The sequence below is a fragment of the Algoriphagus sp. AK58 genome (assembly GCF_014324365.1).
Taxonomy (GTDB): domain Bacteria; phylum Bacteroidota; class Bacteroidia; order Cytophagales; family Cyclobacteriaceae; genus Algoriphagus.
Genome location: NZ_QEIG01000002.1, coordinates 1 through 16939 on the forward strand (window position 1 = coordinate 1; position 16939 = coordinate 16939).

Annotated in this window: 18 protein-coding genes and 2 tRNA genes; 6 read left to right on the forward strand and 14 right to left on the reverse strand. The window is 43.3% G+C overall.

The window, feature by feature from the left end; translation table 11 throughout:
* Window positions 1-242: 242 nt before the first annotated feature.
* Window positions 243-719: a GRAM domain-containing protein gene (locus DDT91_RS20770; RefSeq protein ID WP_370539278.1), complete on the forward strand. Its 477-nt coding sequence runs from the start codon at window positions 243-245 to the stop codon at window positions 717-719.
* A 14-nt stretch (window positions 720-733) separates the two neighbouring features.
* Here DDT91_RS20770 and DDT91_RS01070 read toward each other — a convergent pair whose 3' ends face one another.
* Entirely contained in the window at window positions 734-1003 is a 270-nt protein-coding gene (locus DDT91_RS01070; protein ID WP_187174274.1) for a DUF6364 family protein, read from the reverse strand.
* Window positions 1004-1079: 76 nt separating this feature from the next.
* Between DDT91_RS01070 and queG the strand changes: the two genes are divergently transcribed.
* Entirely contained in the window at window positions 1080-2066 is a 987-nt protein-coding gene (gene queG / locus DDT91_RS01075) for a tRNA epoxyqueuosine(34) reductase QueG (RefSeq protein ID WP_187174275.1), read from the forward strand.
* Between the two features lie 39 nt (window positions 2067-2105).
* Here the strand turns inward: queG and DDT91_RS01080 are convergent, their stop codons facing one another.
* From DDT91_RS01080 to DDT91_RS01090, 3 genes are all read right to left on the reverse strand, one after another.
* Entirely contained in the window at window positions 2106-2516 is a 411-nt protein-coding gene (locus DDT91_RS01080; protein ID WP_187174276.1) for an META domain-containing protein, read from the reverse strand.
* Window positions 2517-2597: 81 nt separating this feature from the next.
* A complete protein-coding gene (gene nadC, locus DDT91_RS01085) occupies window positions 2598-3455 on the reverse strand; it encodes a carboxylating nicotinate-nucleotide diphosphorylase (protein ID WP_187174277.1) in 858 nt (285 codons plus the stop codon).
* A gap of 52 nt (window positions 3456-3507) precedes the next feature.
* Complete coding sequence (locus tag DDT91_RS01090) at window positions 3508-3900, reverse strand: DUF4783 domain-containing protein (RefSeq protein ID WP_187174278.1); 393 nt, start codon at window positions 3898-3900, stop codon at window positions 3508-3510.
* Window positions 3901-4036: 136 nt separating this feature from the next.
* Between DDT91_RS01090 and gpmI the strand changes: the two genes are divergently transcribed.
* The gene (gpmI, locus tag DDT91_RS01095; protein ID WP_187174279.1) at window positions 4037-5563 is read left to right on the forward strand and encodes a 2,3-bisphosphoglycerate-independent phosphoglycerate mutase; all 1527 of its coding nucleotides are present in this window, start codon (window positions 4037-4039) and stop codon (window positions 5561-5563) included.
* Entirely contained in the window at window positions 5560-6117 is a 558-nt protein-coding gene (locus tag DDT91_RS01100) for a hypothetical protein (RefSeq protein ID WP_187174280.1), read from the forward strand. The genes gpmI and DDT91_RS01100 overlap by 4 nt, the downstream gene beginning before the upstream one ends.
* 21 nt (window positions 6118-6138) lie before the next feature.
* Here DDT91_RS01100 and DDT91_RS01105 read toward each other — a convergent pair whose 3' ends face one another.
* From DDT91_RS01105 to dapF, 6 genes are all read right to left on the reverse strand, one after another.
* On the reverse strand, window positions 6139-6789 hold the full coding sequence (locus tag DDT91_RS01105; RefSeq protein WP_187174281.1) for a response regulator transcription factor: 651 nt from the start codon (window positions 6787-6789) through the stop codon (window positions 6139-6141).
* 81 nt (window positions 6790-6870) lie between these two features.
* Complete coding sequence (locus DDT91_RS01110) at window positions 6871-7644, reverse strand: S1/P1 nuclease (RefSeq protein WP_187174282.1); 774 nt, start codon at window positions 7642-7644, stop codon at window positions 6871-6873.
* A gap of 55 nt (window positions 7645-7699) precedes the next feature.
* On the reverse strand, window positions 7700-8890 hold the full coding sequence (locus DDT91_RS01115; protein ID WP_187174283.1) for a M20 family metallopeptidase: 1191 nt from the start codon (window positions 8888-8890) through the stop codon (window positions 7700-7702).
* Window positions 8871-9413: a hypothetical protein gene (locus DDT91_RS01120; RefSeq protein ID WP_187174284.1), complete on the reverse strand. Its 543-nt coding sequence runs from the start codon at window positions 9411-9413 to the stop codon at window positions 8871-8873. The genes DDT91_RS01115 and DDT91_RS01120 overlap by 20 nt, the downstream gene beginning before the upstream one ends.
* Before the next feature lie 96 nt (window positions 9414-9509).
* A complete protein-coding gene (gene secA, locus DDT91_RS01125; RefSeq protein WP_187174285.1) occupies window positions 9510-12890 on the reverse strand; it encodes a preprotein translocase subunit SecA in 3381 nt (1126 codons plus the stop codon).
* A 99-nt stretch (window positions 12891-12989) separates the two neighbouring features.
* Window positions 12990-13763, reverse strand: coding sequence for a diaminopimelate epimerase (gene dapF / locus DDT91_RS01130; protein ID WP_187174286.1), 774 nt, complete (start codon window positions 13761-13763; stop codon window positions 12990-12992).
* Between the two features lie 188 nt (window positions 13764-13951).
* On the opposite strand from dapF, the gene DDT91_RS01135 reads away from it, so the two are divergent.
* Both DDT91_RS01135 and DDT91_RS01140 read left to right on the forward strand, forming a co-directional pair.
* Window positions 13952-14707 carry a superoxide dismutase gene (locus DDT91_RS01135; RefSeq protein WP_187174287.1) on the forward strand — a complete coding sequence of 252 codons (756 nt, stop codon included), beginning with the start codon at window positions 13952-13954 and terminating at the stop codon, window positions 14705-14707.
* Window positions 14708-14778: 71 nt separating this feature from the next.
* Window positions 14779-15246 carry a nucleoside triphosphate pyrophosphohydrolase family protein gene (locus DDT91_RS01140; RefSeq protein WP_187174288.1) on the forward strand — a complete coding sequence of 156 codons (468 nt, stop codon included), beginning with the start codon at window positions 14779-14781 and terminating at the stop codon, window positions 15244-15246.
* Window positions 15247-15492: 246 nt separating this feature from the next.
* On the opposite strand, the gene DDT91_RS01145 is transcribed toward DDT91_RS01140, so the two are convergent.
* The 4 genes from DDT91_RS01145 to DDT91_RS01160 all read right to left on the reverse strand — a co-directional run bounded on the left by DDT91_RS01145 (window position 15493) and on the right by DDT91_RS01160 (window position 16939).
* The gene (locus DDT91_RS01145; protein WP_370539279.1) at window positions 15493-15684 is read right to left on the reverse strand and encodes a GIY-YIG nuclease family protein; all 192 of its coding nucleotides are present in this window, start codon (window positions 15682-15684) and stop codon (window positions 15493-15495) included.
* A gap of 87 nt (window positions 15685-15771) precedes the next feature.
* Window positions 15772-15856: transfer RNA gene (locus DDT91_RS01150), tRNA-Leu, on the reverse strand.
* A gap of 83 nt (window positions 15857-15939) precedes the next feature.
* Window positions 15940-16012, reverse strand: a tRNA-Gly gene (locus tag DDT91_RS01155).
* Window positions 16013-16141: 129 nt separating this feature from the next.
* Window positions 16142-16939 carry a LuxR C-terminal-related transcriptional regulator gene (locus tag DDT91_RS01160; protein ID WP_187174289.1) on the reverse strand — a complete coding sequence of 266 codons (798 nt, stop codon included), beginning with the start codon at window positions 16937-16939 and terminating at the stop codon, window positions 16142-16144.

Genomic DNA, 16939 nt, shown 5'->3' on the forward strand with positions numbered 1-16939 from the left:
AAAATACACCAAAAACAAGCTTTCTTACCCTACCGATGAAGCTGTGCTCAAATCGGTCTTCTTGGCCGTGATGGAGGCTACAAAAAAATGGACCATGCCCATCCGAGACTGGGGCATGATCCTAAACCAATTTATGATTATGTTTGAAAACCGTCTAAAACTCTAACTAACCCCAAAATCTATTTACACACTTTTCGGGATAGTGTCGGTTTTCTAAAAAGCTAACAAAGGCCTCCTATGTAATGGGTTTTTTTTATTCTATCATTTTCTTTACTTCAAGATTTTTTTCAAATGATTATTCATTGATCGCTTCCTTATTTGGTTCAATCGCTGGAGGATTTGTTGGCTCCTACGTCTACTATCTAATTACAAAAAAAATTACTTTTTCACTTTTGGAGGAAATTGAGAGAGGTTTCCAAGCTACTATCATTCCCGAGTCAAGATTTGAGAGTTTTGTTGAAATTGGCGAGCATTTCAGCAAGAAAAGCGGTAAAATTTTTGTCACAGATGACTACCTGATTTTCAAACCAAATAGGTTTAATAGCTCTGAAAATCAACCTTTTGATAAAATACCTTTGAAGGATATCTCCTTAGTATCGGTTGAAAAGCCTCTTTTCTTAGGAAATGAAAAAATCAAAATTTCAGTTAATGAAAATCAATTTGTCATCACCCCTTTCGAAGAATGCTCCGAGGTGATGAAGTATTTGAAATCAGCGTGAAAAGGCTCTAAATTTTAACTCTTTTCCTCCTCCAATCCATATTTTTTCGCTAAGTACTCATGGCGCATTTCCTTGTCAGATTTTTCTTGGGGAGGAAAAGGGGGCTGATTTTTCAAATGCTCCAAAAGTCGTTTTGCAGCAAGTTGACTAGGTGACAAATCTTCATCCAAAGATTCCAATTTTCTTGAAATCAACTCAGAAAGAGAAATTCCCTGACTTTTAGCTAAGGCTTTGGCCTGATCAGCGATTTCTGTTTTTAAAGTGATTGTGATTTTTTTCTTCATAATAAGTTGGCTTCAGCTTTAGAAATTTACCTTTTTTCAAAGGGAAAAGCCAGAATCGAGCTATTTTCGAGTCCCTATGACCCCCGCCGAAAAACATGCTCAAATTCTCAAATCCACTGCCAAGCGATTGGGGTTTGACTATTGCGGGATTGCCAAGGCGGAGTTTTTGGAGTCGGAAGCACCCCGATTGGAAGAGTGGCTCAATCGGAACTATCAAGGAAAAATGGCCTACCTAGCCAATCATTTTGACAAACGACTGGACCCCACCAAACTCGTCGAAGGTGCCAAAACGGTGGTTTCCCTGATCTACAATTACTACCCGGAAAAGCAGCTTCCCCATCAACCCAGTGACATCAAACTGGCCAAATACGCCTACGGAGCTGATTACCATGATGTGATTCGGGCCAAATTGACTGAATTTTTGGAAGTCCTTCGGGAAGAAATCGGGGAAATCAACGGCCGCTCGTTTGTGGATTCGGCACCCGTCATGGAGCGGCAATGGGCGCAGCGGGCAGGACTGGGTTGGATAGGAAAAAACAGCTTGCTACTCAATCGGCAAATGGGCAGTTTTTTCTTTTTGGCGGAGTTGATCATCGATCTGGAAGCGACTCCGGACATGCCCTTGGCGAAAGACTACTGCGGCACTTGTACCGCCTGCATGGATGCCTGCCCCACCGATGCGATTGTGCAGCCAGAGGTGATCGACGCCTCAAAGTGCATCTCCTATTTGACAATCGAACTCAAAGAAGCCATTCCGAACGAGTTTGCAGCTAAGATGGAAAACTGGGTCTTTGGCTGCGATATTTGCCAGGATGTGTGTCCTTGGAATCGCTTTTCACGAACGCATCAGGAACCAGCTTTTCAACCTAATCCTGAACTTTCCCAATTCACCAATCGGGAATGGATCGAAATGACTGAGGAAACCTTTAAGCGGGTTTTTGCCAAATCTGCGGTGAAGCGGACCAAGTTTTCCGGAATCAAACGGAATGTGGATTTTTTGAAAAATGGGCTGACCTTAAAGGACGCGCGTGAGGACACTCGCTTGGGCGATCGAAGATCATGAAACAAAAAAAAGCTGAGATCTAGCTCAGCTTTTCTTCAATTACCTAAGTTTCAAAATCACTCGCTTTTTACTGTCTTTCAGCCAAAGTTCCCCACCGGAAATTTGGTAGCTCTCCACGGAACGAAGGGTTTCAAGGTATTTGTTTTCAAAGGCCTGATTTTGGCAAGCCATCATGGTAGAAGCCAAGTTTCCAAATTTCAGTGAGTTTCTTTTTCCAATCTCATAGGGACCGAAAATCCGATTACAGCTACCGTTTCCGTTGACCATTTTTTCACCGGAATTGAAAATCAAATGAGCGTCTTGGGGTGTATTTGAAGTTTGAACCGGCACGCCTAGCATTTCCACCACAGTCCATTGCTTGTTGGTCCATTTAGTGTCCGGAAAAGTTGATTTACATGCTGAAAAAGCCATCATCATCACAAGCGCCAAAATCACATTTCTAGTTTGCATATCTCTCAATAATTTGTTTTCAAGGATGTTCTTACGCATAAAAGAGGCCAAAAAATGAAAAATTGACCTTAAAATTAGTTTTTAAAATGCTTTCAGACTGATATCCAAGCTGTTTACTGAGTGAGTCAAAGCTCCCATAGAAATGTAATCTACCCCACATTCTGCCACTTTGGGGAGCGTTTGTTCGGTAATTCCCCCAGAAGCCTCGGTGCTGTACCGACCATCGATCAACTTTACAGCTTCCCTCATGGTGGCATAATCCATATTATCGAGCATAATATAATCCACTCCACCGACGTCGAGTACTTGCTGTACTTCGTCGAGGTTTCGGGTTTCGATTTCGATTTTGAGATTCAGACTATTCTCCGCGAGGTACTTTTTTGTTCGCGTGATCGCCTCCCGTATTCCTCCTGCAAAATCCACATGATTGTCTTTAAGCATGACCATATCATAGAGTGCAAAGCGATGATTTACCCCGCCTCCGATGTGTACGGCCCATTTTTCCATCAATCGAAAATTGGGCGTTGTCTTGCGGGTATCCATCAATTTTGCTTTGGTATGGGAAATGAGTTGGCTCAATCGATGAGTCTTGGTGGCAATGGCACTCATGCGTTGCATGCAGTTCAGAACCAGGCGCTCAGCAGACAAAATTGATGATGCTGAACCTTCGACCGTCAGTCCTATGTCTCCAGCACTGACCGCGTCACCGTCCTTTTTTAGCAAGTTTACCTTGATTTGGGGATCTACAGCCGCAAAAATCCGTTGGGCCATTTCTACTCCTGCCAGGATTCCGTCTTCTTTGATGAGCAGTCTTGCTCTACCTGTTTTTCCCTCAGGGATGGATGAAAGTGAAGAGTAATCACCCGGACCAATGTCCTCCTCCAATGCGGATTGAATAAAGTGCTGTAAGGCTTCGGGGGTCAAGTAGCTTGGTCTCATCCTGCAAAAATAGCCATTTCGACGGGCTAGAGACCGAAATCTTTTTTTGAAATCAGCTTTTCACAAAATCAAGGCTATAAATCCTGAACTGGTTGTCGGCCTGGGAGACTTTTATAAATACCTTATAGAGGGACTGGGCCGAAGCATATTCTCCAATGTAAGTGCTCACGCTTGTGTTATTTTCATTCTTAAACACTAAAGCAAAACCTTGGGGTGGATTTTTTTTGAAAAAGTCTCTTAAAACAATCTCTGCTTGATTTTTGGAGTAGTCACCCTGTTGCCCATTGATATTCAAAGAGATACTTGGATTGAAATATCGGGCTAATTCACTGCTAGACCCTCCTTGAATAGCAGAGATGACAGGGTCAATCTGTGCCATAGGTCTTTCACCACCTGTAGGCGAAATCCAAAGGAAGAGGAAAAGAAGAAGATTTTGGATTAGCATCAACCCCACGTTGGCAAAATCCAAGCCAAAAAGTGTATCAATAGGTTGTTTTCTAAATCAGGAGGAATTCTAAGACAAGATTTGTCCCAAATCTTTTTGGAAAGAAGTTTGGATCGAAAAGTAATATATTTGCCCCATGGACAAGAAAGTTTTACTGATGATTTTGGACGGTTGGGGAATTGCTACCAACCCAGCAGTTTCTGCGATTGACAAAGCCAAAACACCTTTTGTAGATAGCTTATACACCAAATATCCCAATGCCAAATTGGAAGCTTCGGGCCTTGCCGTAGGCCTTCCTGAAGGTCAAATGGGAAACTCGGAAGTGGGCCACATGAATATTGGGGCCGGTAGGGTAGTTTATCAGGATTTGGTGAAAATCAATCAAGCCGTAAAACATGGGGAGCTCAATACCAATCCGGTATTAGCCGCCGCTTTTGAAAAAACCAAAGCTGCCAAGAAAAAAGCCCACTTCATAGGATTGGTGTCTGATGGAGGTGTCCATGCACATATTGATCATCTCAAAGGGCTTTGCGATGCTGCCAAGCACCATGGAATGGAGCAAGTCTTTATTCATGCTTTTACTGATGGTCGGGATACCGACCCTAAAGGTGGAATCAAATACCTGGCAGATCTTCAAGAGTATTTGAAAACATCAGCCGGGAAAATTGCTACAGTAATCGGCAGATACTATGCAATGGACCGTGACAACCGCTGGGAGCGCGTCAAGCTTGCTTATGACGCAATGGTTCATGGGGAAGGAGAAAAGTCCAAAGACATCCTCGCTTCCATCAAAAAGTCATACGATAATAACGTTACTGACGAATTTATCCGTCCGATAATTCAGGCAGGAGCTAACAATAAGCCAATAGCAACCATAGAAGAAGGAGACCTGGTAGTCTGCTTCAATTTCCGAACGGATCGCGGACGTGAAATCACACAAGTCTTGACTCAGCGTGATTTTGAGGATTACAACATGAAGAAGTTGAATCTCGATTACATCACTTTCACCAACTATGACGATACTTTTAAAGGAGTTCAGGTCCTTTTTGACAAAGACAACCTGAACAATACCCTTGGGGAGGTTTTGGAAAAAGCCGGAAAAAAGCAAATCCGCATCGCCGAGACGGAAAAGTATCCTCATGTGACTTTCTTTTTCTCCGGTGGAAGGGAAAAAGAATTTGAAGGGGAAAGCAGAATCCTCTGTCCTTCCCCCAAGGTGGCGACCTACGATCTCAAGCCTGAAATGAGTGCTTTTGAAATTGCCGCCAAAATCAATCCTGAGTTGAAGAAAAAAAGTGCAGACTTTATCTGTCTCAACTTTGCCAATGCGGACATGGTGGGACATACCGGTGATTTCGATGCAGCTGTGAAAGCCTGCGAAGCAGTGGATACCTGTGCCCAAAGCGTAACTACCACTGCCTTGGCAAACGGGTATACAGTGATCGTCATTGCTGATCATGGCAACTCTGACATGATGATCAATGAAGACGGCACCCCTAATACTGCTCATACCACCAATTTGGTACCTTTTATTTTGGTTGATGACAAAGAACAAATTCCGGTCAAAGACGGAAAATTGGGAGATTTGGCACCTACCATCCTGAACCTTATGGGTGTGGATATCCCTGCTGAAATGACCGGAGAAATCCTGTTAAATTCATGAAGATTACAAAACTTGCATTCCTGGGGCTGTTCTTTTGGACAGCCTTTTCCTGTGTTCCTTCGAATGAAGAGGTAAAAATGGAAAAGTTGCCCTATTACGATATCAAGGGCCTTTTGAACCTGGAACTAGGCAAACTAGACAGTGCGACGGTAATCAAAACTTCCCGTATCAATGGAAAGGAGCACACCGAGGAAGTAGTATATTCTTTGCAGGACTGGAAAGAGGAGTTTGAATATTTCTATCAGGCAGACATCAATATTCCCTCTCTTGCTTCTTCCTATTCCACCGAGACCAAGTCAGATTACCTTATTCATAGGCTTTTACCTGATTCCAAGGGAAAAGTGAAGGAAATCACTATACGGTATGTTCAGAATTACCCGGCTTCTGTATTTTTCAAAATGAAAGAAGAAAACATCTTTTTTACATCCACCACCACTGGTGAATTTTACATCAGTCAAAGCAGCGGTAAACTGGATCATTACTACGTGGAGACTACTCAAAAGGTGATGTTTCTAAAACCGACAAATATTAAGATTTCAGGTCTTTTGAAATAATTATTCACTTGCTCCCCTTGTTTATCCCTCAATAATCCGGTTTTTAACCGCCTTCTGCACCGCTTCCATCTTGTTATGCACCTGGAGCTTTGCATAGATATTTTCGATGTGTTTACGGACAGTTTTTGGAGAAATGAAAAGATTTTCACCGATCTGATGGTAGTTGAGTCCTTTGGCTGTTTGTTCGAGAATCTCAATTTCCCTTGCGGTTAGGTTAATTTCTTCCTTGGTTTCTTCAAATTTCGGAGGATTACGAAGCAGCTTGAGTGCTTTCATTGCAATGGAAGGAGTCATCGCGGCACCACCTTCCAACGTGTCCAAAATACCTTGGTGTAGAGTAGGAGGATCCACCTCTTTCAAAAAATAGCCGTGCGCCCCGGCTTGAATCGCTTTGAAAATATGCTCGTCGTGGTCAAAGACGGTCAGCATGATCATTTTGATCTGCGGATATTTTTGAGCGACCTTTTCTACCGCCTCTATCCCATTCATCTTGGGCATCTCGATGTCCATAAGGATAAGGTGCACATTGGAGTCCTGTTCCAACCTATCCAAAAGCTCCTGTCCATTAGTTGCACAAAACTTCACTTCCAAATCTGAGAAAAGAGAAATTTTTTCCATAATAGCTTTAAGCAAAAAGCTATTGTCTTCGGCAATGGCAAGCTTGATGGGCATAGGCGTAACGTTTGAATGAAAATAAAAAAACGGCTCTCGTCATCCTAAGAGACAAAAGCCGTTTTTCAAAAGATTTGACTTTTATGGATAAATCTCTTCCAAAATCTGGGCTAGCCGAACACTTGCAGCAATCAGACGCTCTTCAGCAATATGATAGTTTTCGTACATGTACTGATAACTGATTTTCTTGTTTTCAGGCAGATTATACACCATAGGACGATAGCTGACAGCTTCTTTGAGCCAATCCAGCATAGAAGCCGAGCGATATTTTGCTTGCATTTCGGGAGTCAATCTCCGGTATAATTCATCACCGATTTCGGTGTAACTCATTCCCTGTCGGTCAATCATTCCACTGTCCCAGAGTGCATGCAGATTAGTAGGTTGATTGAAAAACTCAATTTTCACATCATTTCCGCCGCGGTCATCACCTGTGCCCACATGAAGTGGCTGGTGGATATCCTCTACCATGTGAATCAACATTTTTAGCTTTTCGGCCTCCGTTTTGGGATCCAATCCTCCAGCTTTGAGTTCTGCTTTGATTCGCTGGATGGCCTCATAGGCATCTCCGGTTTTCTCTTGAGTACTTGGATCGTATTCTCCGTTTTTGCTGTTTAAGTAGTGCCAAGTCGTGGCATAATCATAGTTTCTGTCGGATCTGATATCATCCATCCAAGTTCCGCTTTTGCTCAAAGACACTGGGTAGAGGATTCTTTCCACTTTCTTCTTGGTGGATTTTTTCATTTGGCGCTCAGCCATATACCCGATTAGGTAGTGACCCAATTGACCCCAAGCAAATACCTGAGAGGCCATTAGACTGAGGAGAAGCGTGAGAGTGAGAGTTTGTATCCTTTTCATTTTTTGCATAAAAAAGCGAAGATAGATCTTCGCTGATTTTTAGAGTTAAGGGAATTTATCCTTTGGAAAGTTCGGATACAGCCAGCCAAGCCATCAAGCCTGCTCCGATTTCCAATGCATCTTCTTCAATATCAAATGTGGGGGTATGGACTCCCGATACAATTCCTCGGGCTTCATTTCGGGTACCCAATCGGTAAAAGCATCCATCAATCTCCTGTGAGTAGAAGGCAAAATCCTCAGCCGCCATCCAAATATCCAGATCAAGTACATTTTCCTCGCCAAGATATGCTCTTGCTGCCTCCATGGACCTGGCGGTCAATTCAGGCTCATTTTTCAGGAAGGGATACCCTTTTCGGATCTCAAATTCCAGTTGACCCCCCATTCCTTCCACAATCCCATGAGCGATTTGAAGCATTTTTTCATGCGCTTTGGATCTCCAAGCTTCGTCAAGCGTACGGAATGTTCCTTGAATTTTCACCTCGTTTGGAATCACATTCGTGGCGCCAAGTGCCTCCACACGCCCAAAGGAAAGAACAGAGGGGATTTTGGGATTGGCTACTCGACTGACGATCTGCTGAAGAGCGACAATCATGTGGGAAGAGATCAATACGGGATCAATGAAAGTCTCTGGCATTGCACCATGACCGCCTTTTCCTTTCACGGTTATGTAGATTTCATCAGTGCTTGCCATGTAAAGACCAGGACGAAAACCCACTTTTCCGGAAGGAATCATGGGCATTACATGCTGACCGATGATTGAGGCAGGACGTGGATTTTCCAAAACTTTATCCTTGATCATCAAAGATGCTCCTCCTGGAACCAACTCCTCTCCCGGCTGAAAAATCAGTTTAATGGAACCTTCAAACTGATCCTTGATTTCATTCAGGATTTTGGCAGCACCCAAAAGCGATGCCGTATGAGCATCGTGTCCGCAGGCATGCATGACACCGGGATTTTGTGATTTGTAGGGGACATCATTGGCCTCCACAATGGGTAGTGCATCCATATCTGCACGAAGGGCAATGACTTTTTTCTCCGGATTCTTTCCCTTAATCAATGCAGACCAGCCCGTAGTAGCTTTGGATTCAATTTCGTTGATTCCCATTTGTCGAAGCTTCCCTTCCACAAATGCAGCTGTTTTGAACTCCTTGAATGAAAGCTCGGGATTGGAGTGAAGATGTCTGCGGTTGGCAATGACTTCTTCTTTGTACTCCTTAGCCAGGGATTTAATTTTGTCCTTGAGCATTTTGATCAGTTGTAACTGGAGGCACGTATTCTTTTCTTTGGAATCGATCCTGGACAATTCGTGCGGTTGGAAATTGGGTTTTGATTCTTGAAAAGGCCCGCTGAGCCTCTATTTTATAGGTGTATTGACCCACTTTGACCAAGTACCTGGGCTGTTGGTACTGCATTTCAGGAGTAATTTCCGGAAAGTATAGAACTAAATCATCACGGGTTTTGAATGCTTCATTTCGGTCTATTCCAGAATAGACCAACACGGTAAACCCACTAAAAAAAGGCTCCGATTTATTTTTATCGTAAATTCTTTTTTGCAATTCATTTAATTGACCATCCACCGCCTGAGAGGATGAAATTGCGTCATCTTCAGAATCCTGGTTGGCATTTCGAAAATCAGGATATTCAGGAAGTGAGCCTGACAAATCTTCTTGGTAATTAGAAAATGAGGAAGCATCACCTCCGGAAACTCCACCGGAAGTCTTACACCCCCAAATCACTAATGAAATTCCAATTACCAAGAATCTTTTCATACGGTTATAATTCGATTTTTTACAGTCAGAAGGAATTCAGCAGGAATCATTCTCGTCCAATGCGCATTCAGTAAATCCTGCATGATATCTTATAAACTAGTTCTCAATAACCACACAGACTCCGTCTGCGATATCTTGCTCAACACTTTTATACTTGACATCAAGCTTGGTGCTTCCATCCTTGTATTGTACAGAAACTTTGTCATTTCTTCCATAGACTTTTTCTGTCTTACGCGGTGCAACAGGCTGAGGGGCTGGTCTGCCTGCAGTAGCAGCCGCGGCGGCAGCCCTATTTGCGCCAGGATTCAATGTGCTTCCTACCTCTGCTTTTGAGGCTTGAACTTTGGGCTCGGGTGCTCGCTGGGCCTGTGCCTGTTGTACTTGGGAAGGATCCTGTTTAGGCAAATCGGCACGGGTGAGGAAAGAGATCATGTCTTCATTGAGCTTACCGATAAATCGCTTAAACATTTCAAACGCCTCAAACTTGTAGATCAAAAGCGGGTCTTTCTGCTCATAAACAGCATTTTGTACGGATTGCTTTAGATCGTCCATGTCACGAAGATGCTCTTTCCAATTTTGGTCAATGATGGCAAGGGAAACATTCTTCTCAATTGCACGGATCAACTCATGGCCTTCAGTCTGAATGGTTTTCTCCAAGTTGCAGACAATGCCAATTTGCTTGATTCCGTCAGTGATAGGCACCATAATGTCTTTCACGGTTCCGCCTCTTTCTTCATATACTCTTTTGAAAACTGGAAGAGCCGTCTGGGCAATCAATGCATTTTTCTTTTGGTAGGTCTCAAATGCCACAGAATAAAGCTCTTGAACGAGCTTTGCAGCATCCTTTGATTTTAGATCGTTTTCAGAAACAGGATAATCGACACCTAGGGTGGTGAAGATATTCATTCTGAGATTTTCTTCATCCCCTGTAGATTTACCCATTTCGATGAGACTTTCACAAACATCAAACAGAATGTTGAGAATGTCCAACTCCAAACGGTCTCCCTTGAGGGCATTTCTTCTTCGCTTATAAACTACCTCCCGTTGAGAGTTCATCACGTCATCATATTCCAAAAGACGCTTTCTGGTGCCGAAGTTATTTTCCTCCACTTTGCGCTGAGCTCTCTCGATGGATTTGGTGATCATGCTATGTTGGATCACTTCACCTTCTTCTAGACCCATTCTGTCCATGAGTTTGGCAATTCGGTCAGAGCCGAACAAGCGCATCAAGCTATCCTCCAGGGAAACGAAAAACTGGGAAGACCCTACATCTCCTTGGCGGCCGGAACGACCACGAAGCTGACGGTCCACACGGCGGGATTCGTGACGCTCAGTACCAATGATCGCCAAACCGCCGGCTTTTCGAGACTCAGGGGTAAGCTTGATATCTGTACCACGGCCAGCCATGTTGGTCGCAATGGTTACTGTTCCTGGCTTACCGGCTTCAGCCACAATTTCGGCTTCCCGCGCATGCTGCTTAGCATTCAATACCTGATGAGGTATCTTCTTCAAAGTCAACATTCGGCTAAGAACTTCGGAGATTTCGACCGAAGTGGTACCCACCAGTACAGGTCTTCCTTGGGCTACAAGCTCATTTATTTCGTCTGTTACAGCATTAAATTTCTCTCGGACTGTTTTATAGACTTTGTCTTCTCTATCCTGACGGATGATCGGTTTGTTGGTAGGAATGACGACTACGTCCAGTTTGTAAATTTCCCAGAATTCGCCTGCTTCAGTCTCAGCTGTACCGGTCATCCCGGCAAGCTTGTGATACATTCGAAAATAATTCTGAAGCGTAATTGTAGCGTAGGTCTGGGTTGCGTCTTCGACTTTTACATTTTCCTTGGCTTCGATCGCCTGGTGCAAACCATCAGAATAACGGCGACCCTCCATGACACGACCCGTCTGCTCGTCAACGATTTTCACTTTTCCGTCCACGATAATGTATTCGGTATCGCGCTCAAACATGCAATACGCCTTGAGCAATTGATTGACGGTATGGATACGCTGGGCTTTTACGCTGTAGTCCTTGATGACTTCTTCTTTTCGGATAAGCTTTTCTTTGTCATCAATGGTGGTGTCTTTTTCCAATTCGGCGATCACAACTCCGATATCCGGGAGAATAAAAAAGGTTGGATCTTCGTTTTTGGCAGTCATTGCCTCAATCCCACGGTCTGTAAGATCTACGACATTGCTCTTTTCATCAATGGTAAACAACAGCGGCTCGTCGGCCTCTGGCATATTTCGCTTGTTGTCCTGCAGGTAATAATTCTCTGTTTTTTGAAGAATCACGCGGATTCCAGGTTCAGAAAGGTATTTGATCAGAGGCTTATATTTAGGAATTCCTCGGTAAGCTCTGAAAAGTGCCAAACCACCCTCTTTTTCATTTCCGTCAGCAATATGTTTTTTGGCGGTAGCCAAAAATCCCTGCACCAACTTCCGCTGCTCCTCCACCAAAGTGGATACACGGGGCTTCATTTGTTCAAATTCATGGACATCCCCTCTCGGAACAGGACCGGAAATAATCAACGGAGTACGGGCATCGTCAATCAATACGGAGTCAACCTCATCGACCATGGCAAAATGATGCTTGCCCTGTACCAAATCTCCCGCTTCGCGGGCCATATTGTCACGGAGGTAATCAAAGCCAAATTCATTGTTGGTCCCATACACAATGTCACAGGCATAAGCCCTCTTTCTTCCAAATGAATTAGGCTGGTATTTGTCAATACAATCGACGGTCAATCCATGAAATTCAAAGAGAGGAGCATTCCACTCGGAGTCACGCTTGGCCAGGTAATCGTTGACAGTGACCAGATGAACTCCTCTTCCAGAAAGCGCATTGAGGAAAGCCGGCAGGGTTGAAACTAGCGTTTTACCTTCACCCGTCGCCATTTCAGCGATTTTTCCTTTGTGAAGAACCATACCACCAATGAGCTGCACGTCATAATGGACCATATCCCATACAACCTCATTTCCTGCTGCAATCCACTTATTATGCCAAATAGCTTTTTCGCCCTGTATTTCCACGTTAGGCTTGGATGCTGCCAACTCGCGGTCACGCATGGTAGCGGTCACTTCCAATTTTCCATTTTCCTTGAATCTGCGGGCCGTCTCTTTTACAATCGCAAAAGCATTGGTCATCACCTCATCCAGCACTTTTTCCAATTCCGTATCCCGCTCTTTTTCGAGCTTGTCTATTTCATTGAAAAGCTGGTCTTTCTGATGAATTGCCTCGGAAGGAAGCGTATCGATCTGATTTTTCAAGTCCACGATCTTTCCATCGATGGTTTTGAGTCGATCGTTGATTTTAAAACGCAGTTCCTGGGTTTTTTCCCTTAGCTGATCATCACTGAGCGACTTTAATCCTGAAAAAATCTGATTGATCTCCGTGACTTTAGGGAGGAGTTCTTTGATATCTCGATCGGATTTGGTGCCGAAGATTTTGGCCAATCCTTTTGCAATAAAATCTAGCATGGTATTGTGTTGATTCCCTTTTTGGGGCCTTAAAAATAAGCCCTTTTTATTAGAATTGATAATTAGGCTTCTACAGCGAATGCCTGTTTGTTTAATGGTTTAAATATTGATTTTTCCGCTGAAAACCTGTTCAGCCGGTCCTATCAGCCATATGTCATGAAATCCGCCTGAGGTATCATTTTGAAATTTAACGGACAATTTTCCTCCTAGCGTATTGATTTTTACCAAGTTTTGGTTTTTCTGTGCTCCATAGACAATCGCCGCCGCGGTCACTCCGGTACCGCATGAAAGCGTTTCATTTTCTACTCCTCGTTCATACGTGCGCACAAACACTTCATTTTCATTGATTCCCTCTACGAAGTTGACATTCGTTCCGGAAGGGGCGTAGCAGGCATCATACCGGATGGATTTACCCTGATCAAAAACAGGATAATCCCTCACGTGGTCAACAAACCGTATGTGATGAGGCGAACCGGTATTCACAAAGTAATCGCCCATACTTTGGGTTATTCCTGCCACATTTCCCATCAGCAACTCCACCTGATCACCTACTATCAGTGCTTCATGAGGGCCGTCAATTGCCAAGAAATGGGTTTTTTCTTTGATAATCCCTAAAAATGCAGAAAAAGCGACTGCGCAGCGTGCGCCGTTTCCGCACATACTTTGGGATCCGTCCGCATTGAAATAGATCATTTCGAAATCATAATTCGAATGGTTTCTGATCAGAATCAGACCATCTGCTCCAATTCCGAATTTGCGGTCGCAAAGGTTTTGTACCAAGGACAAATTCTTTTCGTCAAATCGCTGATCACGATCATCGACCATCACAAAGTCATTTCCGGTTCCTTGGTATTTATAAAATGAAAGTTCCATTTGATTTTAGATATCGGAGCAAAGACAAAAACTTATCCATAACCCCAAAGGCACACAAACTTAACCAACTTGTCAGAAAATCAGACTTATTGTCCGTCTGTCCATTCCAAATTCGTCAGAATATCTCTAGTTTTCGCAACCATCTCTTCCATGAGTTGGTTTTAAACTAGCATCTAACTCCACAGACTATGAAAAATAAAAACACAGACCTAAGCCGGAGAGCATTTGTAGCAAACACAGCGAAAGCTGGACTGGCTGTTGGATTGATTGGCTCATCAATTTCTGATTTGCTGGCAAAAGGGGTGGAGATTCCAGAAAATTTTCCGTTTTCCACCGGATTTTCCCAAAATCCACTTTCCTATGCCTACACGGCACTCGAGCCACATATCGATGCTCGCACGATGGAAATTCACTACACCAAACATGCAGCCGCCTATGCCAGCAATTTGAAAGATGCCGCCAAAGAAGAGGGAGTAGACACCTCCAAGCCTTTGGAAAATGTGCTGGGATCGATATCTAAGTATTCGATGAAAATGCGAAACAACGGTGGAGGGCATTACAACCACGAGCTATTCTGGAGCATCATGGCCCCTAATGCGGGAGGCAAGCCAGAAGGAAAATTGATGGAAGCGATCACCACTTCTTTTGGATCTTATGAAGCATTTGTGACCCAGTTTGAAAATGCGGCCAAATCCCGATTTGGGTCGGGTTGGGCGTGGTTGAGTGTGACTGCGGAAAAAAAACTCATCGTGTCATCCACGCCCAATCAGGATAATCCTTTAATGGACGTTGCGGAAGTAAAGGGGACTCCAGTATTAGGCCTGGATGTGTGGGAGCATGCCTATTATTTACATTACCAAAACCGCAGACCGGATTACGTGAGTGCTTTCTGGAATGTCATCAACTGGAAAGCTGTCGCTGAGCGATATCAAGCAGCTATCTAAACAATTGAAATTTAAGGCCGGAAAATCCGGTCTTTTTCTTTTATTTCAAGCCTGAATCAAGATTCAATACCATGCAAGATCCAAAGTCCCTCACTTCAGTAGCCCTTTTTCACCAAACCTTCAAACACCCTGTACTTCCGGAACCTACCATCCCTTCTGAGACTCGCTGTAACCTTAGGGTATCGCTTTTATCTGAGGAATTGAAAGAACTTGAAGAAGCAATCGAGAACAAAGACATCGTAGAAATCGCCGATGCGCTATGTGATCTGCAATATGTATTATCAGGAGCAATTCTGGAATTTGGCTTAGGAGAGAAGTTTAAAGCCTTATTTGATGAAGTGCAGCGCTCCAATATGAGCAAGGCCTGCAAAACCGAAGAGGAGGCCAAAGCCACTGTAAAACACTACGAAGACAAAGGAACTCCCTGCTTTTATGAAAAAGAGGGCGACTTATACCTAGTATTCCGAGAAGGAGATCACAAGACGCTGAAATCCGTCAATTATTCTCCGGCGGATTTGAAAAGCATTATTGAAAAGTAGATTTTCAAACCTGATTGAAACAACCGGTTTAGGCGACTAGACCGGTTTTTTTGTGGAAAAAGCCGATCAAACTGCAAGATTAAAATTCACCATGAGTTGATACATCTTTTCCCAAAGAGGACCTAAAATACAAAAAGCCCCTCATTTCTGAAGGGTTTTGGATTTACCTGCCAAAGGCAGGCCAGGAGCGGGAATCGAACCTGCCTACAGCAGGCAGGCCCGCACAGACGATATGGCCACAAGATTTTATATCAGTAAATTCCTTAAAAACCTATTGCCAGAAGTTGTTTTTAGTCTCTTTTCCTCAGCCCTTGCCTCTTCCCTAGTTAGCTTTTCAACACAATAAATTAATTCGAATGGAGAATAGGGCTTAGTCGTTTTTTCATAGCCTGAATTATGCCTATGTAGCCTTTCTTCTACATCTTGAGTAATCCCCACCTAGATGTAGTTTTTAATTTTACTCTTGATGGCATAAACAAACATGGTTAAAAATACAAAAAGCCCCTCATTTCTGAAGGGCTTCTGTACCAGGAGCGGGAATCGAACCCGCACGGCCGATATGGCCACAAGATTTTAAGTCTTGCGTGTCTACCTATTCCACCATCCCGGCTTGCTCTACCGTTCCGTAGAGATTTCAAGACTTTAATTTACGATGTCCTGAAATGAAAAAGCCCTTTTTCAAGGGCTTTTTTGAGCGAGAGACGAGATTCGAACTCGCGACCCCGACCTTGGCAAGGTCGTGCTCTACCAACTGAGCTACTCTCGCATTAAAACTTGCTTTGACCGTTGTCGAAGCGAATTGTGGATGCAAAGGTAAGGCCGTAAAATATTTTTGCAAGACGAATGGCAAGAATTTTTTCGAGCTTCAACTTATTTTTTTCTTTCTTCCTGATTTTCAGAAGTCATAGGAAGCCAAAATTTTCACCATTTCACCGACATTCTTGGCTCCAAGCTTCCTTAGAATATTCTTTCGGTGAGTTCCGACCGTATTCAATGAGATATTCAAAATCTCAGATATTTCTTTGGATTCTTTTCCCTGAAGAATTAAATCAACAATTTCCCTTTCCTTTCCTGTAAGCTTTACCTCTTTATCTGTTGGGGAGTTTTTACTTACAAAAATTTTCGTTCCATCATCTTTCGTAAATGAATAATTCCAATCATAGCCTTTAAGCTTTGGTGGAGTAAAAAGTTTAATGATAATGTGCAGGTCCATGATAAAATTTCCAGCCTCATCGATTACATAGGGTCTTACTTTTGCAGTAACCCAAGTTATCTCCTGGGTTTTCCTATGTACCCACCGTGTCGTATAGGAAAACTGAAACGTATGACGCTCACTGATAGAAAGTGAATGAAATACCTCAAATACTATTTTTTGGAAATTGAATAGCTCCGGTCGATCATCGGGATGAATCATGGCAAAGGATGTTTCCATTCCTTTGTTTCGGAACATAGATTCTGGATAGCCCGTCAGTTCTTCGACATTTCCTGTAAAAAAAGCCAAGTTCAGATTTCTATAATCAAAACAGGCAATTAAGAGCCCCTCTTGCATTCCTATTGTATTACTCAATAGAAGGAGCTCTTCCTTCAGTTTCTGCTCATCGATTTCTCCCTGAAACTGTTGCTCTTTCCAATCTCTAAAAAACTTGGTAAACTTATCCTGCTTCTTAAGGTCCTTCAGTAATACCTTATCCAT

Coding starts and splice junctions, on each gene's coding strand:
- DDT91_RS01140 (WP_187174288.1), top strand. CDS start 14,779: ATGCAAGATCCAAAGTCCCTCACTTCAGTAGCCCTTTTTCACCAAACC.
- DDT91_RS20770 (WP_370539278.1), top strand. CDS start 243: ATGGGTTTTTTTTATTCTATCATTTTCTTTACTTCAAGATTTTTTTCA.
- DDT91_RS01120 (WP_187174284.1), bottom strand. CDS start 9,413: ATGAAAAGATTCTTGGTAATTGGAATTTCATTAGTGATTTGGGGGTGT.
- DDT91_RS01135 (WP_187174287.1), top strand. CDS start 13,952: ATGAAAAATAAAAACACAGACCTAAGCCGGAGAGCATTTGTAGCAAAC.
- DDT91_RS01090 (WP_187174278.1), bottom strand. CDS start 3,900: ATGCTAATCCAAAATCTTCTTCTTTTCCTCTTCCTTTGGATTTCGCCT.
- dapF (WP_187174286.1), bottom strand. CDS start 13,763: ATGGAACTTTCATTTTATAAATACCAAGGAACCGGAAATGACTTTGTG.
- DDT91_RS01160 (WP_187174289.1), bottom strand. CDS start 16,939: ATGGATAAGGTATTACTGAAGGACCTTAAGAAGCAGGATAAGTTTACC.
- nadC (WP_187174277.1), bottom strand. CDS start 3,455: ATGAGACCAAGCTACTTGACCCCCGAAGCCTTACAGCACTTTATTCAA.
- secA (WP_187174285.1), bottom strand. CDS start 12,890: ATGCTAGATTTTATTGCAAAAGGATTGGCCAAAATCTTCGGCACCAAA.
- DDT91_RS01115 (WP_187174283.1), bottom strand. CDS start 8,890: ATGCTCAAGGACAAAATTAAATCCCTGGCTAAGGAGTACAAAGAAGAA.
- DDT91_RS01110 (WP_187174282.1), bottom strand. CDS start 7,644: ATGAAAAGGATACAAACTCTCACTCTCACGCTTCTCCTCAGTCTAATG.
- DDT91_RS01070 (WP_187174274.1), bottom strand. CDS start 1,003: ATGAAGAAAAAAATCACAATCACTTTAAAAACAGAAATCGCTGATCAG.
- DDT91_RS01105 (WP_187174281.1), bottom strand. CDS start 6,789: ATGCCCATCAAGCTTGCCATTGCCGAAGACAATAGCTTTTTGCTTAAA.
- DDT91_RS01080 (WP_187174276.1), bottom strand. CDS start 2,516: ATGCAAACTAGAAATGTGATTTTGGCGCTTGTGATGATGATGGCTTTT.
- DDT91_RS01100 (WP_187174280.1), top strand. CDS start 5,560: ATGAAGATTACAAAACTTGCATTCCTGGGGCTGTTCTTTTGGACAGCC.
- queG (WP_187174275.1), top strand. CDS start 1,080: ATGACCCCCGCCGAAAAACATGCTCAAATTCTCAAATCCACTGCCAAG.
- gpmI (WP_187174279.1), top strand. CDS start 4,037: ATGGACAAGAAAGTTTTACTGATGATTTTGGACGGTTGGGGAATTGCT.